General features: G+C 44.6%; 21 protein-coding genes. 15 read left to right on the top strand and 6 right to left on the bottom strand.

The features are described from left to right. The first annotated feature begins 197 nt into the window (after positions 1–197). Positions 198–1,664 carry a trigger factor gene (gene tig / locus NXH67_RS15215; RefSeq protein ID WP_272797938.1) on the top strand — a complete coding sequence of 489 codons (1,467 nt, stop codon included), beginning with the start codon at positions 198–200 and terminating at the stop codon, positions 1,662–1,664. Positions 1,665–1,750: 86 nt separating this feature from the next. Here tig and NXH67_RS15210 read toward each other — a convergent pair whose 3' ends face one another. Further along, positions 1,751–3,112, bottom strand: a complete 1,362-nt coding sequence (locus NXH67_RS15210; protein WP_272797937.1) for an anti-sigma factor domain-containing protein — start codon at positions 3,110–3,112, stop codon at positions 1,751–1,753. Between the two features lie 10 nt (positions 3,113–3,122). Next, positions 3,123–3,863, bottom strand: a complete 741-nt coding sequence (locus tag NXH67_RS15205) for a sigma factor (protein ID WP_272797936.1) — start codon at positions 3,861–3,863, stop codon at positions 3,123–3,125. Positions 3,864–4,691: 828 nt separating this feature from the next. Between NXH67_RS15205 and clpP the strand changes: the two genes are divergently transcribed. From clpP to clpB, 7 genes are all read left to right on the top strand, one after another. Next, entirely contained in the window at positions 4,692–5,294 is a 603-nt protein-coding gene (clpP, locus tag NXH67_RS15200) for an ATP-dependent Clp endopeptidase proteolytic subunit ClpP (RefSeq protein ID WP_022779183.1), read from the top strand. A gap of 19 nt (positions 5,295–5,313) precedes the next feature. Continuing rightward, positions 5,314–6,582, top strand: coding sequence for an ATP-dependent Clp protease ATP-binding subunit ClpX (clpX, locus tag NXH67_RS15195; protein ID WP_022779184.1), 1,269 nt, complete (start codon positions 5,314–5,316; stop codon positions 6,580–6,582). Between the two features lie 87 nt (positions 6,583–6,669). Next, positions 6,670–7,275 carry a ribosome biogenesis GTP-binding protein YihA/YsxC gene (gene yihA, locus NXH67_RS15190; RefSeq protein WP_022779185.1) on the top strand — a complete coding sequence of 202 codons (606 nt, stop codon included), beginning with the start codon at positions 6,670–6,672 and terminating at the stop codon, positions 7,273–7,275. A 26-nt stretch (positions 7,276–7,301) separates the two neighbouring features. Then, the gene (locus tag NXH67_RS15185; protein ID WP_022779186.1) at positions 7,302–7,949 is read left to right on the top strand and encodes an HdeD family acid-resistance protein; all 648 of its coding nucleotides are present in this window, start codon (positions 7,302–7,304) and stop codon (positions 7,947–7,949) included. A 14-nt stretch (positions 7,950–7,963) separates the two neighbouring features. After that, on the top strand, positions 7,964–9,133 hold the full coding sequence (locus tag NXH67_RS15180; protein WP_272797935.1) for a cob(I)yrinic acid a,c-diamide adenosyltransferase: 1,170 nt from the start codon (positions 7,964–7,966) through the stop codon (positions 9,131–9,133). Positions 9,134–9,224: 91 nt separating this feature from the next. Continuing rightward, complete coding sequence (locus tag NXH67_RS15175; protein WP_272797934.1) at positions 9,225–13,019, top strand: leucine-rich repeat domain-containing protein; 3,795 nt, start codon at positions 9,225–9,227, stop codon at positions 13,017–13,019. A gap of 214 nt (positions 13,020–13,233) precedes the next feature. Next, the gene (gene clpB, locus NXH67_RS15170; protein ID WP_022779190.1) at positions 13,234–15,825 is read left to right on the top strand and encodes an ATP-dependent chaperone ClpB; all 2,592 of its coding nucleotides are present in this window, start codon (positions 13,234–13,236) and stop codon (positions 15,823–15,825) included. Between the two features lie 374 nt (positions 15,826–16,199). Here clpB and NXH67_RS15165 read toward each other — a convergent pair whose 3' ends face one another. Together NXH67_RS15165 and NXH67_RS15160 are read right to left on the bottom strand one after the other, a co-directional pair. Continuing rightward, entirely contained in the window at positions 16,200–16,382 is a 183-nt protein-coding gene (locus NXH67_RS15165; RefSeq protein ID WP_022779667.1) for a DUF4250 domain-containing protein, read from the bottom strand. Positions 16,383–16,406: 24 nt separating this feature from the next. Next, the gene (locus NXH67_RS15160) at positions 16,407–16,655 is read right to left on the bottom strand and encodes a GlsB/YeaQ/YmgE family stress response membrane protein (protein ID WP_022779666.1); all 249 of its coding nucleotides are present in this window, start codon (positions 16,653–16,655) and stop codon (positions 16,407–16,409) included. Between the two features lie 739 nt (positions 16,656–17,394). Here NXH67_RS15160 and NXH67_RS15155 point away from each other — a divergent pair. From NXH67_RS15155 to NXH67_RS15140, 4 genes are all read left to right on the top strand, one after another. Further along, positions 17,395–18,723 (top strand): phage tail tip lysozyme, encoded by a 1,329-nt coding sequence (locus NXH67_RS15155; RefSeq protein WP_272797933.1) that lies wholly within the window; start codon positions 17,395–17,397, stop codon positions 18,721–18,723. A 15-nt stretch (positions 18,724–18,738) separates the two neighbouring features. After that, positions 18,739–19,329: a hypothetical protein gene (locus NXH67_RS15150; protein WP_272797932.1), complete on the top strand. Its 591-nt coding sequence runs from the start codon at positions 18,739–18,741 to the stop codon at positions 19,327–19,329. Positions 19,330–19,711: 382 nt separating this feature from the next. Further along, positions 19,712–21,094, top strand: coding sequence for a TrkH family potassium uptake protein (locus tag NXH67_RS15145; RefSeq protein WP_272797931.1), 1,383 nt, complete (start codon positions 19,712–19,714; stop codon positions 21,092–21,094). A 26-nt stretch (positions 21,095–21,120) separates the two neighbouring features. Then, positions 21,121–21,768 carry a potassium channel family protein gene (locus NXH67_RS15140; protein WP_272797930.1) on the top strand — a complete coding sequence of 216 codons (648 nt, stop codon included), beginning with the start codon at positions 21,121–21,123 and terminating at the stop codon, positions 21,766–21,768. A 36-nt stretch (positions 21,769–21,804) separates the two neighbouring features. Here the strand turns inward: NXH67_RS15140 and NXH67_RS15135 are convergent, their stop codons facing one another. Then, entirely contained in the window at positions 21,805–22,551 is a 747-nt protein-coding gene (locus NXH67_RS15135) for a hypothetical protein (RefSeq protein WP_272797929.1), read from the bottom strand. Next, positions 22,548–23,282, bottom strand: coding sequence for a queuosine precursor transporter (locus NXH67_RS15130; protein ID WP_272797928.1), 735 nt, complete (start codon positions 23,280–23,282; stop codon positions 22,548–22,550). Before NXH67_RS15130 ends, NXH67_RS15135 begins: the two co-directional genes overlap by 4 nt. Positions 23,283–23,640: 358 nt before the next feature. Between NXH67_RS15130 and NXH67_RS15125 the strand changes: the two genes are divergently transcribed. From NXH67_RS15125 to NXH67_RS15115, 3 genes are all read left to right on the top strand, one after another. Beyond that, positions 23,641–23,910 (top strand): hypothetical protein, encoded by a 270-nt coding sequence (locus tag NXH67_RS15125; RefSeq protein ID WP_272797927.1) that lies wholly within the window; start codon positions 23,641–23,643, stop codon positions 23,908–23,910. A gap of 205 nt (positions 23,911–24,115) precedes the next feature. Beyond that, positions 24,116–24,841, top strand: a complete 726-nt coding sequence (locus NXH67_RS15120; RefSeq protein ID WP_272797926.1) for a CpsB/CapC family capsule biosynthesis tyrosine phosphatase — start codon at positions 24,116–24,118, stop codon at positions 24,839–24,841. A 42-nt stretch (positions 24,842–24,883) separates the two neighbouring features. Next, positions 24,884–25,609, top strand: coding sequence for a YveK family protein (locus NXH67_RS15115; RefSeq protein WP_022779657.1), 726 nt, complete (start codon positions 24,884–24,886; stop codon positions 25,607–25,609). The last annotated feature ends 4 nt before the right edge of the window (positions 25,610–25,613 follow it).

The following is a 25,613-nucleotide window of genomic DNA, read 5'->3' as shown; positions in this document are numbered from 1 at the left end:
TTGGCAAACTTTTTGTGTATATTGAATAATTATTCTTTTCACCGGTAAAAAGGTTTTATTATAAAAAAATGTGGATATTCAAATTGTATTGTGATATAATCTGAAAGCGATTGTGCCTAAATGCGGGCAAAAGGGCTGTAAACCACAATATGACAGCTCTTTATATAAATATTTATCTAGGAGGAAATACAAATAAAATGAGCGTAACAGTAGAGAAGCTTGAGAACAGCATGGCTAAGCTTAAGATCGAAGTATCTGCAGAGCAGCTTGAGAAGGCCCTTCAGAAGGCTTATGAGAAGAATAAGAACAAGATCCAGCTTAATGGATTCCGCAAGGGTAAGGCTCCTCGTAAGATGATCGAGAAGATTTACGGCAAGGAGATCTTCTATGAGGATGCAGCCAACGAACTTATCGAGGAAGAGTATCCCAAGGCAGTAGAAGAGTGTGGTGAGGACATTGTTTCTTCTCCCAAGATCGATGTTGAGCAGCTTGAGGCAGGCAAGGACTTCATCTTCACAGCTGAAGTAGCACTTAAGCCTCCGGTTAAGCTTGGTAAATATAAGGGAATCGAAGTAGAGAAGATGGACCTTGACGTTACAGACGAAGAGGTTGATGCTGAGATCGACAAGCAGAGAAATACCAACGCAAGAACTGTTGAAGTTACAGACAGAGCAGTTGCTATGAACGATATCGTAACCCTTGATTTCGAGGGATTTGTTGACGGTGTTGCATTCCAGGGCGGTAAGGGAACAGATTATCCTCTTACAATCGGCTCAGGTGCATTCATTCCCGGCTTCGAGGAGCAGCTTGTAGGCTTCGAGATCGGCAAGGAAGGCGAAGTTAACGTAACATTCCCTGAGGAGTATCAGGCAGAGGAGCTTGCAGGTAAGGATGCTACCTTCAAGTGCACAGTTAAGGCTATTAAGGCTAAGGAGCTTCCTGAGCTTAATGATGAGTTCGCCAGCGACGTTTCTGAGTTCGACACCCTTGACGAGTACAAAGAGGATGTAAAGAAGAAGCTTGCTGAGAAGAAAGAGAACGAAGAGAAGGCTAAGAGAGAGGATGTTGTAGTTAAGGCTGTTATCGATGATTCAGAGATCGAGCTTCCTGAGGCTATGGTTGAGACTCAGCAGAGACAGATCGTTAACGATTTTGCTCAGAGACTTCAGATGCAGGGCATGAACATGGACCAGTATCTTCAGTACACAGGCAGCAGCGTAGACAAGATGCTTGAGCAGGTTAAGCCTCAGGCTATCGAGAGAATCAAGGCAAGACTTGTACTTGAAGAGGTTGCTAAGAAGGAGAACATCACAATCAGTGATGAGGAGTTCGAGGCTGAGCTTCAGAAGATGGCTGACCAGTACAAGATGGAAGTTGCTAAGCTCAAGGAGCTTATGCCTGAGTCAGAGTTCAAGACAATGAGAGAGGACCTTGCAGTACAGAAGGCCGCTGATTTCCTTGTAGAGAACGTTAAGGAAGGCGCTAAGAAGGCAGCTAAGAAGACAACAGCCAAGAAGGCTGCTGACAAGGACGAGACAGAGGAGAAGCCTGCTAAGAAGACTGCAGCTAAGAAGACAACAACCAAGAAGGCTGCTGACAAGGACGAGACAGAGGAAAAGCCCAAGAGAGCAACAAGAAAGAAAAAGACTGAGGAAGAGGCTTGATCCTTAATATCCTATAGGCTTTGAATATCATATGATAAATAATAAGAGGCTGAGCGCTTAATGTGCTCAGCCTCTTGGGTTATATGTCATGTACTTATATCCTGAGAAGAACTGTCGGAAAATCCCGGCTGGTCGGGAACAGGCGTTGTATCTGCTTCGCCGGAGTCAGGTCCCGGATCGGGAAGCTCAGGAAGAGTCGGTTCATCGGATGGAGCAGGCTCTTCAGGCGCAGGCTCGGGATCTGCAGGTGCGGGATCGGGAGCAGGAGTAGGTGCAGGTGCGGGATCCGGTGCAGGTGCAGGTGTTTCGCCGCTGTCACCGTTACCCGGTTCTTCGGGTGTTGGATTCTCTGCGGGAGTTGTGGGCTCTGTGGGAGCGGCCGGTTCTGTATTCGATGCTCCATCGGAAGGTGCGTCCGTATTCTCTGTGGGAGTAGTGGATGCCTCTCCTGAATTCTCTTTGCTTGCCTCAGCGCTGGTTGCGGCTGCTGATGCAACTTCGTTGCCTTCTTCTATGATGCTGGCTGAAGCAACCGCTGTGTCAGCAGGAGTAGATGATGCTTCTGGAGCTTTCTTCTTTTTCTTCTTGGTAGGATTAACTGCCGGAGCAGAAGGTTCGCTGGTCTGTGACGGCGGTGTGTAGGCCGGTGTGTTGGCTGCATCGCTGGTTGTATCCTGATAGGAATACGGCGTCTGAGACATAGCGATCTGCTTTCTGGCAGTATTTGCTGCAGAGGATGCAACAGTTCCAAGACTGGAAGCTGTGCCGGTGTTTGTGGTAGCTGTTGTAGCTGCGGAAGTTGATCTGCCGTCCTTGATAACCTTGAACTGGCCGGTACTTATGCCGGAGCCCTTGGCGGAGGCACGGTCTTCCTTGTCGGACTTAAGGAGAGACAGGCTTAAGGATGAATCGGAGCCTGCTGCACTCTTTTCTACCTGTTTGGACAGTTTCTCGGAGCGGGAGTCGCTCTCAGAAACCACGTCTATAATAATTTCATTTGTGTCATTCGTCAGATAATCATTGGCTCTTAGAACCTCCACCGTCATATCGATCGCATCACTGATGGAGTTATATTTTACACCCTGATGAGTAAGTGTCTCGATGATCGGTTGTGCTTCCTCATTCAGAGCCTCGATTTTGATTACCTTGTCCAAACGGTTCAAAGTATATTCAATGGAGGGTGTTGCATCCAGTGTTACGTAGGAACAGGCAACTGAGGTCTCGTAATAACCAACGCCCATGGTAAGGACTGCCGCTGCTGCGATACCCGACAGAATGGGGAGTGATTTCCTTAAGGTTGTGGAACAGGACTCTGCTGTTATAAAGTCCGAGCTCTTAACCTCAATGGTGTCGCCCACTTTGTGGACTCCCCTGATCTTACGGAAGGTTCCGTCTTCACACAGGACTACGCATATTTTCTTTTTTCCTTCCATTACAACTGCTTTCATGTTGTAGTCCTCATACTTCCTTAACAAATTTCATGTATTCCGAGAGAAGCGGATAATCTCCGGAAATGATCTCGACTGCTGCTATAATGTATCTCCTGTGGCGGTCAAGAATCTTCCTTGATATATTGGCCATACTGGACAGGTCTTTCATTGGCAGTGTTCTGGTTTTTCTAAAACTGCTCATAAGTTCATCGGAGCCGATAAGGGTTTTGATGGCAATCGCACAGGCTGTCTTGGTTTTCTGTGCTGTGGGAGAACACTCAACAAGATCGGAGAAGCCAAAGCCATAGGGCTCTAATGCCTGGGACAGGGCTTCAATCTCGTCCCTGATGGTAACGTCTGCACTTACAGAGGTGCTTTTCTCTGCGGACAGGGTCGCTGTTCTCTCCTTTAGCTCGAAGGCAATGGGATTGTTCTCGTCCTCATTTAATTCGCCTTCCATCATGTAGGGTTCGACACTTATCTCTGCTTTGTGGCGGTACTCTTTCTCCATATGATCAAGAAGTCGTCTTTTGATGACAATTTGAGCAAAAGTTGAGAAAGCCCCCTTCGTTTCATCAAAGGAGCGGACTGCTTCATGGAATGCACTCAGAGCGACAGCATATTCATCATCGCTGTCAGACACATATTTATGAACAGATTTATAAGCACATTGCTTGATAAATTTACTGTTGTTTTTAATGAAAGCATTCAGCCTCTGGGAATCTTCTCGAACTGCGAGAGCTTCCGTACCAAACACATCTTCTTTCATTAAAAGTCTCCTGTGTCATGTTATATTAATTCGATTATAACTTATCTAAAAGTGGGGTACGAAGAAATAAAAATAAATAAAAATAAACATTTTATAAAACAAAATTCTAAACCCCAATTTTTGATTTTTGACCCCCGAATCTTTTTAATAACCGAACAAGAAAGTCGGTTTTACGTTAACCGCAGCATCAGTTTTACTTAATTTCTGATGATGAGAGAGGCGGATAGCATTCACTGGAATGAAAGCCGCCCGGAGGCACCAACAGGCGACCGGCAATTACAGCCGCCCTGATGCAAGGATAAACAGCCGGATCCTTGGGATGGCCAGCACCCCGATAACCGGCACACAAAAATTGTCGTCCGAAAGCCCCAACCTTTAAGGGAAGTCACGGAGGATGCGCCCTAAAGCTTCGCAACCGGAGCTGCTTGAAAAAACGATCTGATGATCCACGTCCCAGGTCATACCGGATTGTAAGAGTAAAACAGATCTCCAAAAGTATTTTTTATCATCCGGATAAGAAAATATGGCGGACTATAAGGATTGGAGCACAACGGATCCATGAACCGAAACGAAATAATCGAAAGTGTTTTCGATAGGGAAGACTTCAGAAGGAAGACTTCAAAATGCAGATTTCGTATTTTCGAGATGGAAGAAAGCCCTGCAGAAGTCTTGGGACTTCTGACGAGATTGAGGCTTTTTTGGACGATCAATCACTATTGGCAGTTGGCAAAAAGTCAAACTAGCCGTATAATATAGTGTGGTTGTATATAGTTTTTCGAGAGTAAAGACTATATACCACCGCACTATTTTTTTCGAGAGGAGTAAAAAATGAGCTTAATTCCATACGTCATTGAACAGACCAGCCGTGGAGAGAGATCCTATGACATCTACTCCAGACTTTTAAAAGAGAGAATTGTATTTTTGGGTGAGGAGGTTAACGCAACTTCCGCAAGTATCGTGGTTGCTCAGTTGCTTTTCCTTGAAGCAGAAGATCCCAACAAGGATATTCATATGTACATCAACAGCCCCGGAGGAGAGATCACATCCGGAATGGCAATATATGACACAATGCATTACATCAAGTGCGATGTCAGCACAATCTGTATCGGCATGGCAGCCAGCATGGGAGCATTCCTTCTTGCAGGCGGTGCTAAGGGTAAGCGTATGGCACTTCCCAATGCAGAGGTTATGATCCACCAGCCTCTTGGCGGAACTCAGGGCCAGGCTACAGAGATTGAGATCGCTGCCAAGCACATCCTCCGCACCAAGGAGAAACTCAACAGAATGCTGGCAGAGAACACAGGCAAGCCCTATGAGCAGATCGCAGCAGACACCGAGCGTGATAACTGGATGAGCGCCCAGGAAGCTCTTGATTATGGTCTTATTGATTCCATCATCGAGAATCGTCCCAGCGAGAAGGACAATAAATAATTAAGCCAAAGGAGATATGATGGCAGGAAAGAATTCAGGAGAGATCAGGTGCTCTTTTTGTAATAAGACACAGGATCAGGTAAAAAAACTTATAGCAGGACCCGCAGGTGTTTATATCTGCGATGAGTGCGTTGATATCTGTGCCGATATCATTGAGGAAGAATTTGAGGATGAGCCTGTATCCGGCAAGGCCCAGCAGATCAATCTGCTCAAGCCCGTTGAGATCAGGAATTTCCTTGACGAATATGTAATCGGACAGGAGGAGGCCAAGAAGGTCCTCGCCGTATCCGTTTACAATCATTACAAGCGTGTTCTTGCTCCCAAGACTGATGACAAGAACGAGGTTGAGCTTCAGAAGAGCAATATTATCATGATCGGACCTACAGGTTCAGGTAAGACCTATCTTGCCCAGACCCTGGCCAAGATCATCAATGTTCCTTTTGCAATTGCAGATGCCACCACACTTACCGAGGCAGGTTATGTAGGTGAGGACGTTGAGAATATTCTGCTCAAGCTCATTCAGAATGCAGATTACGATATTGAGAGAGCTCAGTACGGAATCGTATACATCGACGAGATAGACAAGATCACCAAGAAGAGTGAGAACGTTTCAATAACAAGAGACGTATCCGGTGAAGGTGTTCAGCAGGCACTTCTTAAGATCGTGGAAGGTACCGTTGCTTCTGTTCCACCTCAGGGCGGCAGAAAGCATCCTCATCAGGAACTTATACAGATCGATACCAGCAACATCCTCTTTATCTGCGGAGGAGCTTTTGACGGACTGGACAAGATTGTTGAGGCAAGACTTGACCGCAATTCCATCGGATTCAATGCTGAGATAGCAGACAAGACAGAGCGTGAGATCGGTGAGGTTCTCAAGGAGGTTACACCTCAGGACCTCGTTAAGTTCGGACTTATCCCCGAGTTTGTAGGCCGTGTGCCTATCACTGTAACCCTGGAAGGACTGTCCAAGGAGGCTCTTGTAAGGATTCTTACAGAGCCCAGAAATGCGCTGGTTAAGCAGTATCAGAAGCTATTTGATTTCGACGATGTTAAGCTTACCTTTGAGGATGAGGCAGTTAAGAGAATTGCCGAGATGGCTTACGAGAGAGAGACCGGTGCCAGAGGACTTCGTTCTATCATGGAGAAGTCCATGATGGATGTTATGTATGAGATTCCTTCGGATGATACCATCACAGAGTGCGTCATTACAGATGCATCCGTAGACGGAACCAGTCAGCCGCTCATCGTGCACAAGGATTCCAAGAGGCTTAAGCCCGCGAAGTAAATTGTATATGGACGCTGCCACAAAAGCCCTTTGTGGCAGCGTTTTTTAAACACCACGAGATCACGACAGGGCAATAAGGAGTTATTTATGGTTATAAAGAATGTAAATCTGGAGACCGTATGCGGTATCACCAGCACTCTTCCCGAGAATGAGCACCCTGAGTTTGCTTTTGCCGGCAAGAGTAATGTGGGAAAGAGTTCTCTTATAAACGGTCTTATGAACCGCAAGAACTATGCAAGAACCTCCCAGGAACCGGGGAAGACCCAGACCATCAACTATTACAATATCAACAATGAGTTCTACCTTGTGGATCTTCCGGGCTACGGTTTTGCGAGGGTTTCCCAGAAGACCAAGGAGCAGTGGGGCAGGATGATAGAGAATTATCTTCATACCTCCAAGCAGCTCATGAGAGTATTTCTTTTGATCGATATAAGGCACGAGCCCTCCGCCAATGACGTTCAGATGTATCAGTGGGTTGTTCATCAGGGCTTCCAGCCTGTGATAATTGCCACCAAGGCAGATAAGATCAAGAAATCCCAGCACGAAAAGCACCTCAATATGCTAAGAAGCGGTCTGGGACTTCCCGATGATGTGAGAATCTTCCCCTATTCGGCCCTTAGCAAGGAAGGCAGACAGGAGATATATGATTTCATGGATGAGCTTCTTGCAGAGGCGGCAGGAGACGCTGAATAAATAATATACCGGGGGCATAAGCAATCATGGAAAAGGCAAAAAAGTACAAACTTCACAATATAGTTCAGGCTCTTATTACTATTGCCATAGGACTTGTACTGGCGGTATGGCCGGGAGCCAGTGTAAATTTTGTAACTAAGGCATTGGCAGTTTTGCTGCTTCTTATCGGAGTGGTTTTTGTTATCGCATATTTTGTGCGAAAGGAGAAGAGTTTTGTCTCCTCCGGCGAATTTGTTGTGGGAATACTTGTGGCTGTTATAGGCGCCTGGATATTTGTTAATCCGGGCCAGTTCACGGATCTTATCCCCAAGCTGTTCGGAGTGTTTATCATTGTCAGTGGACTTGGCAATCTGGGACAGACTTTTTCCCTTATCAAGGCCAAATTCAGCAAGTGGTGGACATCGCTCCTGATAGCTGTTCTTACGGTGGGACTTGGAGCTTTCCTTCTCTTTAATCCAACTTCAGCCAAGGAAATTGCGATAACACTTATCGGAGCATTTCTTATTATCGACGGTGTGACCAATCTTTTGACCTATATTATGGTCATGATAGCCCAGAAGAACAAGGAGAAGGATGAGGAAGCTCTGGTGACGGATGCCGAGGTGGTTGAGGAAACAGTGGAGTCCACAGATATTGAAGTAGTTGACAGTTCTGATTCAGACAGTGAGGAATAATGAATTTTATACCTTTGAAAGTATCGCTTGATGAAGCCTGCCTAAGGGAATTTGTCAGGCGATATCATTTTAATGACACGGATAAAAACGAAATAATAAGGCTCTACAGACAGCTTTCACCCAGAGTGCATGCGGAGTTTCACTATGTATTGGAGGGCGGGAACGCTGTAGTTGTCATGACTTTGGGTAATGCCTTTGACGAGCTGCAGGACAGTTACATCCAAAAAGGTGATATCAACAGAGCCTATATGGTGGATTGTCTGGGACTTGAGATTATGTCTCAGGCCTACGACAGGATAGATGAGAAGCTCCATGAGCTCACAGGCAAATATGCCGGAGGGTATATTTTTACCGGAGTGGAAGAGCTGCCTTTGTCGGAGGCCCCTAGGCTTATGGCACTGTTAGGGCAGAAGGTTGTGACCTATAATGAGGCCTTTGTTCTGATGCCCAAAAAGAGCGTCCTTTTTATTGCGCCTTTGTTTGATGAGAAGATAGAAAAGCATGATAAATGCGCATATTGCAGCGCGGCAAATTGCCAGCTAAGGAAAGCGGAGTATATCGGTGGCAGCAGCTCCTATAAAGAAGATAAGTCCGGTGATGATGCCGGGAGTGATTCAGGTTTAGGAGATTCTCAGGATATGACTTCTGTAGTGGAGAGACACCCCGGTCTTATTCATTTGTACACAGGAGAGGGCAAGGGCAAGACTACAGCAGCTATCGGATTGTCCGTAAGAGCTGCCGGAGCAGGCAAAAAGGTTGTGTTCGCCCAGTTTATGAAGGGTAGAGATACCTCAGAGCTTGGCATCCTTAAGAGTATTCCGAATATCAGGGTGGTTCGTAGCAGTAAGAATCTTGGCTGGTTTAAAAAAGATGATCCGGATTCCGTTGCTGCTTTTACTGAGCTTCACAACGGTCTTTTGGATGAGATTGAAGGTTATGTTTACGGCGGGGACTGTGATCTTCTTGTTATGGATGAGGTGACCTATCCCGTAAGCTACGGCATTATCGATGAAGACCGCATCGAGAGGCTGTTGAATTCCAAGCCCGCCTATATGGAGCTGGTTCTCACCGGCCGAAATGCCCCGGAGCTTTTTAACGACAAAGCAGACTACATTACTGAGATGCGCAAGGAAAAACATCCCTATGACAAGGGAATTCAGGCAAGACGGGGAATAGAATATTAAATGCATATTGTTGTTGGTACATTTCCATATTATGATAAATATATATGACCTGAAGTCAAAAAATGTATGAAAAAGGAGATGTGGGGCAACAATGGGGAACGAAATTAAGCAGTACTTTAAAAAAATCGCACTTTCTTTTTTGTGTGCAACTGTAGTGTTTGAAGGAGTAGCCGCATCATCATTGCCGGTATTGGCCTATGATGACGAGACTACTCTTTTTGATGCGGAAGAATATGAGTACGATTCTGAAGAGGTACTCGTAGAGGATCAAAGTGATTTTTCTGCGGAAGAGTATTGTGACTATAATGATGAAGATGCTGAGATTCTGATTGAAGGAACAGAAGGATCAGATTATTCTGCGCGTGTATGCAGTACTGGTAAATGCGGAGATGATGTTAAGTGGAAATTTGATCCTATGACAGGTGAGCTTTATGTGTATGGTAATGGAGCTATTAATGATTATGAGTCATCAGCTAAAACTCCATGGCAGGATTATAGAGCAGCGGTACAGAAGATTGTTATAGAAGATGGCATAACATATGTAGGTAATAACGCTTTTTCAAATATGGAAAATGCAACGGAGTTAGTTATATCAGATACTGTCAAGGCTATTGGACACCATTCTTTTTCAGGTATTGATCTTGATCATGCTGATGAGTATGTGATTCCTGATGGTATAGAAGCATTAGGAAGTCGCGCATTCTATGGAACGTACCTTGCTGATGAGGTTGTTGTACCGGCAAATGTGAAAGTAGTAGAAGAAAAGGCTTTGAGTTTGGATGCAAGAACTTGTAAGCTGACTTTTTTAGGGGATATGCCGGAATTTGGAAAGACACCGTTTTGGGGAAGTGTGTATACGGTATATTATCCTGGGAATAATGTAACTTGGAAAAGTGAAGAGGTTAAGAGATTAGATGGAGAGAATGAAGTTTCTTTTAAGGCCATAGATTCTGAAGATATAGTCCAGGGTAAATGTGGTGATGAAATATTTTGGGAAATTACCGGAGATGAAGAGAAGACACTCAGGCTCTATGGAAGTGGAGCTATGTATGATTACTCTAAAACCAGCAGAGCACCATGGTCGTATTACTTATATAAGAAAATATCGAAGCTTGTGATAGATCCGGGAATTACATCGGTTGGGGCATATGCTTTTTATGGATTGGATTTCTGCAAAACAAATGATGAAAGAAATAAGATAGACTTGCCGGATACTATAAAAAGCGTTGGAGATTATGCTTTCTATTCTGTGGATGACAGATACATCAAGCTCTCCGACAATATTGAAATAATAGGGGACAGTGCATTTGAGAATGCAAAATTGGATTCTTTAGGGTGCATGATGCCTCGAAAGCTAAAAACCATTGGAAATGCTGCTTTCCGAAAAACTAATCTGCCTTCAACTATTTGGATGCCTGACTCGCTTGAGGCAATTGGTGATGAGGCTTTAAATTGCTATGACAAAGTAAGAACTGTTTATTTCGCGGGCGACTTGCCGGCATTGGGAAGCAATATTTTTGCCAGTGGAAAGTTTATTCATGTTTACTTCCCGGAAGACAATCAGACCTGGAAAAATGCATCATTAGTATGGAAAGGTCCCTTTGAAAACAGCGACGTATCTTGTTCCGGAATTGGATATTTTAATGTTACTTTTGTAGATCCATATGGGAATGAGATTGTAAAAAAATATGTTAAGGGAACGAAGTTTGAAGCACCTTCTATTTCATTAAATGAAGGCGATGAGATAATGGGATGGTATTCAGAGAATACTGAAAATCCCGGTTATCAAACAAGTTCTTGCAGATACTCTTTTTCTGCAAGACGTACTTCAGATATAAAGCTTTCCGCAAGATTAAAAGGAGCTGATTGCAAAGTAAGATTTGTTACATATTGTGATACTACAATTCCTGATCAAGTGCTGAAGGCGGGTGAAAAAATAGTTTGTCCTGAGACGCCATATCGTGAAAATGCTACCTTCCGTGGGTGGAGTTATGACTTTGACAAGGAAGTGACAGAGGATTGTGTGGTATATGCATATTGGGATAGCATAGTATCTTTTGGGGTGGGTGAAAAGGATGTATCTTATACAGGCAAACCTCTTTATCCTGTAATGGAGGTGTACGCTAATAACTGTAAATTATTGGAGGGAAGAGATTATACAATAAAATATTCCAATAATATCAGGGCCGGTAAAGGAAAATACAAGATAACCTTTAAAGGAAATTACAAGGGTACCTTGGAAAATGATTTTAAAATTTCGCCGGCATCTTTATCTGAAGAAAACTTTGATGTTGGGGAGAATAGGATATATTATCCTTATGATGGAAAACGTCATTTTCCTAATCCTGTAATTAAATCAAATATATCCGGTAAGACTGTGACACTAAAAAAAGGTGTTGACTATACATGTGACTATTATGTTGATCCTACTGATGATGACGACGATTATATATTCAGAAGTCCAGGTGTGTACTATTACACTATTGAGGGAAAAGGAAATTATCAGGGATCTGTTTGGGGGTCAGTAGTTATTGGCGATTATGATGATATACCGATTACATCAGCGAAAGTATCTAAGCCGGGAAAATTTGCTTATACAGGAGAGGAAGTAAGACCTGTTGTTTCTGTAAAGTATAAGGGAAAACTTCTTGAAGAAGGCAAAGACTATACTGTAGCTTATGAAAACAATATAAATCCCGGAACGGCATATATTATCATAAAAGCTGTTACCGATACTGAATATGTTGGTATTAAAAAGATTCCTTTTACCATAAAGGGAATGGATATTGCTAAGGCTAAAGTATCAGGAATTGAGGACCAGACATATGATGGAATGGCTAAGTGCTTAGAGAAGCTTAAACTTACAATTAAAGCGAAAAACAGTTCTGATATTGAGCTTAAAGGCATGGATGAAGAACAGTATCTTTCGATAAAAGATACGGATGCCGCAAGGAAAATTGACTATATTTTCAGGTATGAAAACAATGTTAATGCGGGAAAAGCCGGATTGATCATTACCGGAGTAAACGGATATTCCGGCATTTGTACAAAAACATACAAAATTAATCCGACGCCGGTTAATAGTAATTTGACAACTACTATTGCTGAGAAGGCAGCTTATGACAAAACCGGGGCAATACCCGAAATCACTGTAGCATTTAGTGTAAACGGAGAGGAACGCATACTTACTCCCGGTACGGATTATATGGTGAGCTTAAAGGGAAATAAAAAGCTTGGTAAGGCTTCTGCAAATATTACATTTAAAGGAAACTTCAAAGGAACAGTCACTAAGACTTTTGAAGTAGTCAGGTCCGATTTCGAAGAAGCTGATGTAGATGCGTCAGATGTCGTTTTTAGAGATGATGCAGGAATCAATTCGCCTGAAATTATAATAACTGATAAGAATGGATTAAAGCTTGAAGCCGGTAAGGACTATAGTAATTCTTTCGTATACAGATATGCAGAAAATACCGAAGTTATCAGTTCTAAAGATAAATCAAAGATTATGAGAAATAAAGGCGACGAGGTGTCTTCTGAGGATATTGTTCCTTGCGACACTACACTTTACGCAGAGGTAAGTGGAATCGGCAATTATGAAGGAGTTGCTTTGTCTAAAGAATTCAGGGTCTGCAAGACTTTGATTTCATCTGCAAAAGTAACTATTGTTTCTCAACGATTCAATACAAGGGGACCGGTTACTCTTCACAAGAAAGCTATAAAAGTAACAGTAAATGATAAAGAGCTTACTGCCGATGATTATGATATTGTGGGTTATGAAAACAATGACAAGGCAGGAAAGGCTGTTGTAATTTTGAAGGGAAAAGGTAGTTATGGCGGAGTTAAAAGAGCTACATTTATCATCAAAAACTATAGCTTTGGAAAATAATATGTTATAAGTGTCGAAAGGTAAAAGGCTGGTTCGTTATTGAACCAGCCTTTTTAATGTCTTGAATATCATATCAGGCTCCAGGGGATGGGCACAAAAGCAAAAAATGTGAATGATAACAACCTCTGTGGTATTGACATGGGAAATAGATGTGTTATAGTTGTAATAGAACAACAATAACAAGTGGAAGCAGACGCTGGAATAGGAGGCGCTTATGAATATACAGAAGTTTACGCAAAAGTCCATAGAAGCGGTAAATGGCTGCGAGAAGGTTGCCATAGAGTATGGCAATCAGGAGATTGAGCAGGAGCATTTGCTATATGCTCTTATGACCATTGAGGATAGCCTTATTGCCAAGCTTGTGGAGAAAATGGGCGTTGATACAAGGGCATTTTTGGACAGGATAGAGCAGGGCATCAAGAAGAGACCCAAGGTTCAGGGCGGTCACCCCTTTGTGGGTTCTGACCTTAACAAGGCGCTTCTTTCTGCAGAGGATGAGGCTAAGGCTCTGGGAGATGAGTATGTATCTGTAGAGCATCTGTTTATGGCTGTACTTAAGAAGCCCAACAGAGAGGTCAAGGACATCATCCAGAGCTTTGGCATCGACAGGAACAGATTCCTACAGGCTTTGTCAGAGGTTAGAGGCAACAGGAACGTTACAACGGACAATCCGGAGGCGACCTATGACACCCTGAACAAGTACGGAACAGAGCTGGTTGAGAAGGCACGAAAGCAGAAGCTTGATCCGGTTATCGGCAGAGATACCGAGATCAGAAATGTCATCAGGATCCTTTCCAGAAAGACCAAGAATAATCCGGTTCTGATCGGTGAGCCCGGCGTTGGTAAAACAGCTGTTGTTGAGGCACTTGCCCAGAGAATAGCAGGGGGCGATGTTCCCACTGCCCTTAAGGACAAGAAGATCTTTTCCCTTGATATGGGCGCTCTGGTGGCCGGAGCTAAATACAGAGGCGAGTTTGAGGAGAGACTCAAGGCGGTTCTTGAGGATGTTAAGCAGTCAGACGGAGAGATCATTCTTTTTATCGATGAGCTTCATCTGATTGTTGGAGCTGGCAAGACAGACGGTGCCATGGACGCCGGTAATATGTTAAAACCCATGCTGGCCAGAGGCGAGCTCCATTGTATCGGAGCCACAACGCTGAATGAGTACAGACAGTACATCGAAAAGGATGCGGCTCTTGAGAGACGTTTCCAGCCGGTAATGGTTGAGGAGCCCACTGTTGAGGACACCATCAGTATTCTTCGAGGACTTAAGGAGAGATATGAGGTTTTCCACGGCGTCAAGATCATGGATTCAGCCCTGGTGAGCGCTGCAGTTCTTTCTAACAGATATATTTCCGACAGGTTCCTTCCTGACAAGGCCATTGACCTGGTGGATGAGGCCTGCGCCCTTATCAAGACCGAGATGGATTCCATGCCTGCGGAACTGGATGAGCTGAACCGTAAGATAATGCAGATGCAGATCGAGGAAGCTGCCCTTAAGAAGGAGGATGATTCCCTTAGCATCGAGAGGCTTAAGAATCTGCAGAAGGAACTGGCTGAGCTCAAGGAGGAATTCGATTCCCAGAAGGCTCAGTGGACCAATGAAAAAGAGGCTGTGGACAAGCTGGCAGCCATGCGTGAGCAGATAGATACCATCAACTCAGAGATTGCCATCGCCCAGAGAAACGGTGATTATGAGAAGGCCGGAGAGCTTCAGTACGGCAAACTTCCTGCCCTCAAGAAGCAGCTGGAGGAGGCTGAGGAAGCTGCAAGGGAAAAAGAGAACGACACAACCCTTGTACATGAGAGAGTTTCTGAGGATGAGATTGCGGGAATCATCAGCAGGTGGACCGGAATTCCTGTAAATAAGCTGACTGAGAGTGAAAGAAACAAGACACTTCATCTGGCAGATGAGCTGCATCTTCGTGTCATTGGACAGGATGATGCGGTTACCAAGGTTTCTGAGGCTATCATGAGATCCAAGGCAGGAATCAAGGACCCCAGTAAGCCCATTGGCTCATTCCTGTTCCTTGGCCCCACCGGTGTAGGTAAGACAGAGCTAGCAAAAAGTCTTGCTCAGGCGCTTTTTGACGATGAGAACAACATGGTCAGAATTGACATGAGTGAGTATATGGAAAAATACAGCGTGTCAAGGCTCATCGGTGCACCTCCCGGATATGTAGGCTATGAGGAGGGCGGGCAGCTTACAGAGGCTGTGAGAAGAAAGCCCTATGCTGTGGTTCTTTTTGATGAAATAGAGAAGGCTCATCCCGATGTTTTCAATATTCTTCTGCAGGTTCTTGATGACGGAAGAATTACTGATTCACAGGGTAGAACCGTTGATTTCAAGAATACGATACTGATCATGACTTCCAATATAGGAGCGCAGTATCTGCTGGACGGAATAAGAGATGACGGAACCATTAGTGAGGAAGCTGAGAATGATACCATGGAGGACTTAAGGGACCACTTCAGACCGGAGTTCCTTAACAGACTGGATGAGATTATTATGTTCAAGCCCCTGACCAAGGGCAATATCGGCGGAATCGTGGATCTTGTTATCGATGATCTTAACAGACGTCTGTCTGACAGGGAGATCAATATCCGTCTGACTCCTGCGGCAAAGGACTATGTTATTGACAATGCTTATGATCCGATCTACGGAGCAAGACCGCTTAAGCGTTATATACAGAAATATGTGGAGACGCTGTCGGCGAAGCTGATACTGGAAGATGCGGTTCATCCGCACCAAACCATAGAATTCGACGTATCCGGGGACAATCTTACCGCCAGAGCAACCTCGTAACACGCAGGTAAAATGCTGAATATCCGGCGAGCCATCGCCACATAAAAGCCCGGCCTGCGAAAGTTCTGAAAAAAATACTTGTTTACGTGCGCCTCCTGATTCTCATAGACTCGATGTCAAAGGAATGACTCCTACTCATGCCTATTCGTGGACAGTCGTCATTCCTTCGCCCTCTCGTCTTGATAATCATGTCGTCGTACATGAACTGCGCATTTTTCCATCACTTTCGCAGGCCGGGCTTTTCTGCGGCGATGGCTCGCCTTGCCTACTGTATTATTTTCCCTGTGCATAAACTGATGCAGGTTTGTTGATGCCGGAGTAAGTAAGATTTCCTCCGGTAGTCACTGGTTTTTAATAAAAGAAAGTTCAACAAATCAATTGAATTGATTTGTTTCAGGGTTGTAGGTGTATCCTAGGCTGTTTAGGCGGTCTAGGATTTCTTTTTGTTCATTGGGTGAGACATCAAGGTCATCGAAGAGTGCTTCTAACGATGAGTAGTTGTCTCGAAGTTTCATATTCATATAGCTTAGTAGCATGACCGGATCTTTTGGAATCATAATTACCTCCATATCAGCGGGCGTTTATTTTATCAGTTTTCTTCCTGCGAAGATTATGATGCAGGCTCCGATAACTGCAACAATAAGGTTACCGATGAGTCCTGATCCGTGAATGCCCACAAAGCCAAGGACGAGATTACCTACAAAACCTCCCACAAGTCCAAGGATAATGTTAGTAAGAAGACTTCCGTCATTGTCCATGAATTTTCCGGCAATCCAACCGGCAAGTGCACCAATGATAAGGCCTGTTATTAAACCCATTCCATTAATCATATCTTTTTCCCCTTTCAATAACTTTTTTAATATGTAGTATAGCACAAATTCCGGATTTATGAGGTTTGTCAAAAGACCGAGGAGTATCTGTCCACGGCTCGTTGTCTGACGCCCGGCCATAGCCTTTCAGGGTAACCATATTAACTTACCACGGGAGGAGTTAAGGAGATTGAAGCAAAGCGCCGCAGGCATTTTTATGACTGCTTGCAGGTGATGGGCAGAAGGGCTATAGGAATAATTTTGTGGGAGTAGGTCTCAAGGAGGAGGGGAGTAAGGGGGCGCAGAAGGATAACAGAAATGCGAGCCTGCGAAGGAGCGTAAGGATTTATGAGGTTTGTCAAAAGACCGAGGAGTATCTGTCCACGGCTCGTTGTCTGACGCCCGGCCATAACCTTCCGGGTAATCATAATAACATACTCCGGGCGGAGTTTAGAGCCGTAGATACGATGCGGGATTTTGGGAAAGCCATAAATCCAAGCGAAAGAGCGGTGAGCATTTCTGTTATCCTTCTACGCCACCCTACTCACCTCACCTTGAGACCGCCAACAAATATTCCTAAGACCTTCGTCCGAGGAACCCAAAAAAGTCATAAAAAATTAAAAAAAGTGTCATTCGTCCGATTTCGATGTCGTTTCGTCAGAAAATGACCATTTGCTTAAAAAAGTATGATAGTATGCTCAGTAGAAAAAAACAGAGAGGCGTTGTGCATAAGAACGCCTCATACGAAAGGTAATATGACATGAGTACATTTAGAGTTAAACCAGACACTCTCAAATCACAGGCAACAGTTTATCAGAATGTTTCAGCAGAGCTTGATAATTTATCATCACAGACACAAGAAATAGCCGACAGTCTTGATATGTCTCTTGCAATGGTTAAGCCGGCAGTTGAACAACTTGTTGAGCAGATAAAGATTAGATCTGTGAAGGCAGAGGCGTTTGGTGCAGCACTTACTCAGATAGCTAATGAGTATACGAATACCGAGGACGAGGTCAAGGGAAATATCAAGGCTCCCGGAAATTATAATGTTGATCCGTCAGACCCCGGCAACGGTGGCGGAAATGGCAACGGCGGCGGAAACGGCAACGGCGGCGGAAACGGTAACGGCGGTGGAAACGGTAACGGCGGTGGAAACGGTAACGGCGGTGGAAATGGAAACGGTAGCGGCAACGGAAGCGGAAATGGTAACGGCAGTGGAAATGGCAATGGAGGAAGCGGCACCGGCGGAAGCGGTAACGGCGGAAGTGGAAGTGGAAGCGGCACCGGCAAGCAGAATACAGTTCCTCCTGTAGTACCTGTTGTTCCCCCTGTCGGCAACGAAGGCGAAGAAGGCGGCTCCGGTTCAGGAAATGGCAACGGTAACGGAAATGGTAACGAAAACGGTAGCGGCCAGAAGGAAGAAAAAGGTGGAAGCGGCAGCGATAACGGCGGCGGTGCATCACAGGGTGGACAGTCCGGTGAGACAGGCCCTGCTACCAGATTCGGAACAATGAGAAATGTTCCGATCAATGATAACTACGTAACATCAGGTGATAGAGCTGCAGCTGATAAGATTTATCAGGCACTTATCGACGCAGGATATTCACCTGAGGCAGCAGCTGCTATCCTTGGTAACCTTGAGGCAGAGCACGGCTTCCTTACATCCTGGGTAGGAGATCAGGGATCTGTTGGTCTTGCTCAGTGGAGAGGAGACAGAAAGCAGGCGCTTCTTGAGTTTGCACAGTCTCTTGGCAAGGATCCCACAGACCTGGATGTTCAGATTCAGTTCCTTATCCAGAAGGATATGTACACAAGACTTGGCGCTGATGGCGTAGAGAAGCTTAAGGGTATGACAGACTTTGTTGATGCAACTGACTATATTTGTCACAATTATGAGTCACCTGCAAGATACGCCAGCAAGGCAGCTTACGAAGCAAGTAAGTATGGTCAGCCCGGCAAGAACCACATCAAGTGGGAGAGATTTGTATGGTCAGAGGAGACCGGCAACTATGAGCTTGATCTTCAGAAGAGAAGAGATGCAGCCAACTACTGGTATAAAGAGCACATGTTTGGCATGAAGCTTGATTAATTTGAGGAAGGTATTATGAGAAAATTTATTAGATTTAAAAAGATTGTTGGTATTACTTTATTATCAACCCTGCTGCTGGCAGGTTGTGGCAAAAAGAACACTGTAGCCGTTCAGGAACAGGATGTCCAGACTGTGTCATCCGATTACACTCTGGATGAGAGCAACTCCGGCGCATCGGTTTCAAGCGAGTATGGTGAACTGATCGGTACAGCAGAAGGCGGCGAAACAGGTGTTACTTTAACAGCTGCCAATCCCACCGAGTTTCTTAATGCACTTATCGGTGTCTACAAGTATGAAAAATGCAGCCTTGACGGTCAGGACGGCTTCATCGTTATCGAGAACGATCCTGAAGCAGGCGGAATCGCCATCGGCGACTATTTCGATGCTGAAAAGCAGTTCTATCGTTTTGTAGGATATGATTTCTATTGCACCAAAATGGAAGGCAACCGCATCTACATGGAATACCCCGAGACTGTTTATGACGATGACACAGCGGTTTATTCCTACTATATCTTTGAGGCAACCAACGAAGGTATTTCCGTATACTTCAGCTATGATTCCTTTGATGCAGCACAACTGATCTATACAGCCAGAAAAGCTAACTAATCCTTCATTATTCGTTTAGTATATTCTTTAGGATGTGTCGGGAATATATTCCCGGCCATTCCTACAACCTGTGTGATGGCGGGGGCAGATGGGATTATCGACGAGTCTCTCTCCTGTTCGAACAACAATATCTGTTTCTTGTCCACACTCAGGCTGTAGGAATGGCCAGGAAGGTTACGACGCAGGCGAATGGTGATTATAATCCTGATAATGAGCCGCTTCTCCAATCTGTACCGATTGAGAGGCGGTATTTTACTGCATTGGATAAACGCTTTTCGGTACTCAGGTACCTCAGGGCAAAGATATACATTCGTATCTATAAGCTGTATAATCTTTAAGGCATGTCTGTTAAATGACATGATCTGATCAAAGTGAGGTACAAATGAAGTTATTTAAGAAAATAAGAGAAATCAAGCTGTCTCCGGTTCAGATCATACCGGCAAGCTTCCTGCTAACCATAATTGTGGGAACACTTATACTTATGCTGCCGATCTGCTCTGCAAAGGGAGAAACCACAGCGCTTCTGACAGCCCTTTTTACGGCGACGACGTCGGTGTGTGTTACAGGGCTGGTGGTTGTGGATACCTACATGCACTGGAGTTTTGCGGGGCAGCTTGTTATTTTGATACTGGTGCAGATAGGTGGTCTTGGAATGATTGCTGTGGCTTCAATGCTGATGAGGCTTACCGGCAGAAAGTTTTCCCTGACTGACAGAATGCTCCTTAGAGATGCTTTTAACCTTAATACGGATTCCAAGCTTTTGTCATTTCTTGGAGAGGTGCTGAAGGGGACGTTTATTGTAGAGGGAATCGGAGCTATTCTGTATGCGACGGTATTTATTCCGGAATTCGGAGTGAGGAAGGGGCTGTGGAGAGCGATATTTAATTCAGTGTCAGCCTTTTGCAATGCCGGAATGGATGTGATCGGTCCTAACAGTATGGGAGATTACAAAGATAACCCGATTGTCATGACAGTTACGATGCTCCTTATAATCCTTGGCGGTATCGGATTTGTTGTATGGTTTGATGTGATTGACAAGGCCGGGGAGGGAATAAGAAAAAGATTTACTCCCAAAATGGTGATTGGAAGGCTGTCGGAGCATACCAAGCTGGTGCTTAGTTTTTCAATGGCACTTATATTTGGCGGAATGCTGTTGTTTCTTGGGCTTGAGTATAACAATCCGGAAACCATCGGAAATATGAGCATCGGCGGCAAGCTGGTCAACAGCCTTTTTGAATCTGTGACATTAAGGACTGCAGGATTTACTACTTTTTCCCAGTCGGGGTTATCACCTGCGTCATGTCTTGCAGCCTATGTTCTTATGTTCATTGGAGGATCACCCATCGGAACTGCAGGCGGTGTCAAGACAGTTACAATGTTCCTTCTTATCATGAATGTCAGGACCTACGTTGCGCATCAGGACGAAAAGGTTATCTTTAAACGAAGAGTATCGGAGGAGTCCATGAGAAAGGCTTCTGCGGTGGTATTCGTGGGAGTCGTGGCAGTTTTTGTTTTGACTATCGCTTTGTCGGTGGTTAATCCCGTGCCCATGGAGGATGCATTATTTGAGGTTGTAAGTGCCTGCGGAACGGTGGGACTATCCAGAGGACTGACACCTTCGCTTGGAAGAGCGGGAAAAATTGTAGTAATAATCGCAATGTACCTTGGAAGAATCGGCCCTATTTCGTTGGTGGCACTTTTTTCGAGGAACAGATCGGGAAATAACAGAATCAACTACTCTGAAGGAAACTTCTATGTAGGATAACAGAATCAAATTGGAGTACGGATAATATGACTAAGAAATCAATAGCTGTTTTAGGCTTGGGAAAATACGGAAGGAGTCTTGCGGAGGCTCTGTACAGCATGGGAGAGGACGTTCTTGTGGCGGATATGAACGAGACGGTCATCAGAGATATTTCCTCCAAGGTGACTTCGGCGGTCTGCGTCAATCTGGACAATGAGGATGAGGTATCGGCCCTTGGACTTCAGAACATGGACATAGTTATAACCTGTATGGGAAGCAATCTCTCAGCAAGCATTCTCTGCGTTTCCATTGCCAAAGAGCAGGGCGTTCCTGTCGTGATAGCCAAATCATCATCGGATAGAATGCGTAAGATCTTAAAAAGAGTAGGAGTTGATAAGATCATCTGCCCTGAGGAAGAGGGAGGAATGCGCTCCGCAAGGATTCTTACATCCCAGTATATTCGCGACTACTTTGAGATTGACGACAATCTGTGCATGATAGAGCTGCCGCCCAAGAAGTCATGGCTTGGTAAGGACCTGATAGAACTTAATCTCAGAAGGAAATATAATATGAACGTAGCTGCCATCAAGAATGTAGGCGGCAAATGGACTTATGTGGATCCAAACCACAAGCTTGATAATGACGATTTGCTGATGGTTATTATAGAAAAAGACAGCATCAATAAATGGAGATAAATATATTCAAAGGAAAAGGGCACGAGCCCCTGTTAGTCAGGGGATATCGTGCCCTACGTTATGGTCGTTATTTTCATCCCACTCATCGAAGATATCGATACGGGGATTCTTTTTTAATTCTCTGTAAAGATCACTGTTGTAAAAAGTGCTGATGGCTTCATCGTCACGGCCCGGCCCATTTGGAATACTGGTGTAGATACTTAAGTTGATCCTTTTAAAGTGCTCAAGGCCGATCTCAATATCTTTTTGCAGCTGCTCAAAGCTCTGACAATCCATTCCGTACATAATGTTGATCCAGTCGAAATACTTTGCCAGCTCCGTTGGAGTTACGCCGGGAAGACCCTTGCGAAGAAGCCCTTCTCTAATGTTCTCATCAAAGGTCTCAACACCGCATCTGAAGATGACATTGATGTCATGACTTCCAAAGAAGTCGGTAAAATAGCGATTACTGTCTCTGTAGATGTAGTGGCCCTCAAGAATTACAGTCCCTATTCCCTTGGCGATGCAGGTCTCTCTGATGTAATTCATTGTCGTGAAGGGAAGCTCTGTATAGGAGGCTGAGCAGGTGACATCCAGGCAGGAAGCTCCTGTTTCTGTTCCGCGGACCTGTGATAAGACTTTTTTGTTAACTGTATCGCAGGCAAGAACAGAGGAGGATTTGTCATCCTGATAGTCACAGAAAGCACATTTTCCCCAGGAGCAGCCAAGTGAAACAAGGAGCACGTTTTCCCTTGGAAGAGAGCTCTTATTGTCGAACTGATATCTTACAAGATCGTGGATCATGCGATGACCTCTGCGTTTTCTTCGGCTTCGCCATCGCTGCCTTTTTCCAGAAGGATGCCGGACTTTTTGTTAAGAGCCTTGGCGAGATACAGAAAAGGGGTGTCGCAGAGAGCTATAAGCATCTCGATAAGTGAACCTGCAACTGAAACTGTGAGGCAGTATACAACGGGATAGGTTCCTGCAAAAGCAAGGATGGCAAAAGCAAAGTTCTCAAGGCAGTTGCAGATGATGGTTGAAAGGTTGTTTCTAAACCACATGTACTTGCCACCGGTCTTTAGCTTGAGCTTCTGATAGATGATAACGTCGCACCAGTTAGCCAGGATGAACATAAGACCTGAAGCTGTGGTGATCCTGACTGACATTGCAAAAAGAGTCTTCATGCTTCCGTCAACTGCGTCGAAGGAATTGGGAATGAAGGCCAGTGAGAACTGGGCAAAAACGATATAGGCGATAAGAGCGCCGGCTGCGATCTTAACAGCATTTTTACTGGACTTGTCGCCATATTTTTCGTTGAGGATATCTGTAGCAAGATAGGTGGATGCAAACATTACATTACCAAGAGCGGTGGAGATACCTGCGATATCAACCTGCTTGGCAACCTGGATATTTGCAAAGATAACGGCAAGGGCCATCCATGTGTAAAGGCCGTACTTGCCAAAGAGCTTGTCCATCACAAGGACACCTGAGAAACATACTACAAGTTCAAGAATACCTAAAAACAAATTCATCATTACTTCTAACCTCTTTTTCTATAATACTTAAAAACGAGAGCAGGTCAGAAATAGTGAACACACAAAATAAAAAAGCTCTACGAAAGGATCGCAGAGCAGTCAAAATGCATAGTACATCTGATCAGCCCTGGTTTTGTTTAACGACAGGATGGTGCAAACGAACTGTCGGCGTCAATGGTTTCATTGATTAAGCTTGTACATATTACTACGTAAATTCTTATGTGTCAACGCATAAATTACTATAGTAAATGTGGCTTTAGTGTGAATTCTGCTGCAGATTATAGAAGGCAGCTGCGTCAAAATGGTACCATAAAGCGGTGCGAAGGCTTTCGCAAGTATGGGGAAAAGAGGTGTTGGTATGAATGAGGATTTGAAAAAAGATTATGACAGATCGGTAGAGTTTTGGGACAAGAACTATCTGTCACCTGAAATTGCGAAATCCAAGGACTATACTGTAAAGGAGGACAGATACCTTTTTGTTGACAAAATCCTGCGCCTTGTCCTTATGTCTGATGAGGAGTGGACATCTCTTTTATCAGAGTACTTCACCGTCACCAAACTTGACCACTTCTCCTGGCCCGGCGAAGAGACCGAAACCAGACGCCTCTTCTTCTTACAAAATGAGTGATTATAGGAAATATATCGCATTCAGATCAGGAAAAATCTATATCTTGATTAAAAATCTATAAAGTCCTACACAATGTTGAAAGGCGTCAAAAACAGGGTGTATAATTAATATGATATATCATATATATTTGTGCGCCTTTACAAAGATGTGGCGGCGACAAACTCAGTAAAGATCGTGTTTTCAAAAATTACAATAGGAGTAAGTAATGCTTGAATCCATTGATATTCACTGTCATATCATGCCGGGGGTGGATGACGGTTCCCCGGACATCGATACCAGTCTTCAGATGCTGAAGATTGCCGAGAAAAACGGCATAACCCGGGTGATACTTACACCTCACCATAAACCTATGCATCATAACGTCAGCCCGCAGCACAACGTAGTATACAGGGACAGACTCCAGAAAATGGCTGACGATAACGGAATAAATATAAAGCTATATTCAGGAAATGAAATATATTACAGCGATGAGACCCAGGCAGATCTTGAAAACGGCAGGATCTGCTCACTTGCAGACTCTGATTATGTCCTGGTTGAGTTTCATCCGACGAACCCGTACAAAGCTATACACAATGCCCTTTATCAGGTTCAGGGCGCCGGCTTCATACCGATAGTTGCCCATGTGGAGCGCTACAGTGATGTGGTATCGCACCCTGCATATGTGGATGATCTGATAGACATGGGATGCCTCATTCAGGTCAATGCAAACAGTGTGATGGGCAAATACGGCTTTGGAATAAGCCATTTTACCAAGAAACTGATCAAGAACGGCCTGGTGCATTTTGTGGCCACCGATGCCCACGACACGGGAAGACGAGCTCCGGAGCTTCTTGAGTGCAGAAAGTATGTGGAGCGCAAGTTCGGCAAAGGCTGCGCCGACAGGCTTTTTTATGACAATCCGATGTCAGTAATCAGCAATGAAATCATATAGACGCATAATTTAACTCAGTGTAGACAAAAGCAGGGGTAGTTAATGGGGAAAAAAGACGACATCATTGAAATCAATCTTGGAGAACTGTTTGCGGTACTGCTTGCAAGGGCTTTTCTTATCATCAGTTCGGGCATCTTCTTTGCTCTTGCGGGACTATTCCTAAGTAAGTTCGTGATTCATCCGGTGTATGAATCTACCACCAAGATCTATATTCTGAACAAAGAGGAGAATCAGACCGTTACATATTCCGACGTGCAGATATCCACTCAGCTGACTCAGGACTATGCGGAGCTGATCAAAAGCAGGTACGTTCTGGAGGAGGTAATCCAGAGGCTTAATCTGATAGATACCACCTATGACGACCTGTCTGAGGTGCTGAGGGTTGATACCCCTTCGGACACCAGAATTGTGGCGATAACTGCCAAGGATGAGGATCCACTTATGGCAATGAAGATCGCCAACTGTATCAGGGAAGTTGCCAGTGAGCACATCACCAACGTTATGGATATCGATGCCATCAACGTGGCAGAAACAGCCAATGTGCCCATGGAGAAATCAAGTCCAAGCGTTGGCAGATGGACGGTGATCGCAGGATTCCTTGGGGCGGTGCTGGTGGCGTTTTTCGTTGTACTGGAGTATCTGCTGGATGATACGATCAAGAGTAACGACGATGTGGAGAGATATCTTGGAATGAGCACTCTGGCGCTGATTCCGCTGACCACAGAGGAAATGGACAAAAAGAAATCAAAGAAGAGTAAACACAAGTAACGGG

The organism is Butyrivibrio sp. DSM 10294, from assembly GCF_028539135.1.
Classification (GTDB): domain Bacteria; phylum Bacillota; class Clostridia; order Lachnospirales; family Lachnospiraceae; genus Butyrivibrio.
This window is presented reverse-complemented; position numbering and strand designations above follow the sequence as displayed.

Coding starts and splice junctions, on each gene's coding strand:
- tig (WP_272797938.1), top strand. CDS start 198: ATGAGCGTAACAGTAGAGAAGCTTGAGAACAGCATGGCTAAGCTTAAG.
- NXH67_RS15210 (WP_272797937.1), bottom strand. CDS start 3,112: ATGAAAGCAGTTGTAATGGAAGGAAAAAAGAAAATATGCGTAGTCCTG.
- NXH67_RS15205 (WP_272797936.1), bottom strand. CDS start 3,863: ATGAAAGAAGATGTGTTTGGTACGGAAGCTCTCGCAGTTCGAGAAGAT.
- clpP (WP_022779183.1), top strand. CDS start 4,692: ATGAGCTTAATTCCATACGTCATTGAACAGACCAGCCGTGGAGAGAGA.
- clpX (WP_022779184.1), top strand. CDS start 5,314: ATGGCAGGAAAGAATTCAGGAGAGATCAGGTGCTCTTTTTGTAATAAG.
- yihA (WP_022779185.1), top strand. CDS start 6,670: ATGGTTATAAAGAATGTAAATCTGGAGACCGTATGCGGTATCACCAGC.
- NXH67_RS15185 (WP_022779186.1), top strand. CDS start 7,302: ATGGAAAAGGCAAAAAAGTACAAACTTCACAATATAGTTCAGGCTCTT.
- NXH67_RS15175 (WP_272797934.1), top strand. CDS start 9,225: ATGGGGAACGAAATTAAGCAGTACTTTAAAAAAATCGCACTTTCTTTT.
- clpB (WP_022779190.1), top strand. CDS start 13,234: ATGAATATACAGAAGTTTACGCAAAAGTCCATAGAAGCGGTAAATGGC.
- NXH67_RS15165 (WP_022779667.1), bottom strand. CDS start 16,382: ATGATTCCAAAAGATCCGGTCATGCTACTAAGCTATATGAATATGAAA.
- NXH67_RS15160 (WP_022779666.1), bottom strand. CDS start 16,655: ATGATTAATGGAATGGGTTTAATAACAGGCCTTATCATTGGTGCACTT.
- NXH67_RS15155 (WP_272797933.1), top strand. CDS start 17,395: ATGAGTACATTTAGAGTTAAACCAGACACTCTCAAATCACAGGCAACA.
- NXH67_RS15150 (WP_272797932.1), top strand. CDS start 18,739: ATGAGAAAATTTATTAGATTTAAAAAGATTGTTGGTATTACTTTATTA.
- NXH67_RS15145 (WP_272797931.1), top strand. CDS start 19,712: ATGAAGTTATTTAAGAAAATAAGAGAAATCAAGCTGTCTCCGGTTCAG.
- NXH67_RS15140 (WP_272797930.1), top strand. CDS start 21,121: ATGACTAAGAAATCAATAGCTGTTTTAGGCTTGGGAAAATACGGAAGG.
- NXH67_RS15135 (WP_272797929.1), bottom strand. CDS start 22,551: ATGATCCACGATCTTGTAAGATATCAGTTCGACAATAAGAGCTCTCTT.
- NXH67_RS15130 (WP_272797928.1), bottom strand. CDS start 23,282: ATGATGAATTTGTTTTTAGGTATTCTTGAACTTGTAGTATGTTTCTCA.
- NXH67_RS15125 (WP_272797927.1), top strand. CDS start 23,641: ATGAATGAGGATTTGAAAAAAGATTATGACAGATCGGTAGAGTTTTGG.
- NXH67_RS15120 (WP_272797926.1), top strand. CDS start 24,116: ATGCTTGAATCCATTGATATTCACTGTCATATCATGCCGGGGGTGGAT.
- NXH67_RS15115 (WP_022779657.1), top strand. CDS start 24,884: ATGGGGAAAAAAGACGACATCATTGAAATCAATCTTGGAGAACTGTTT.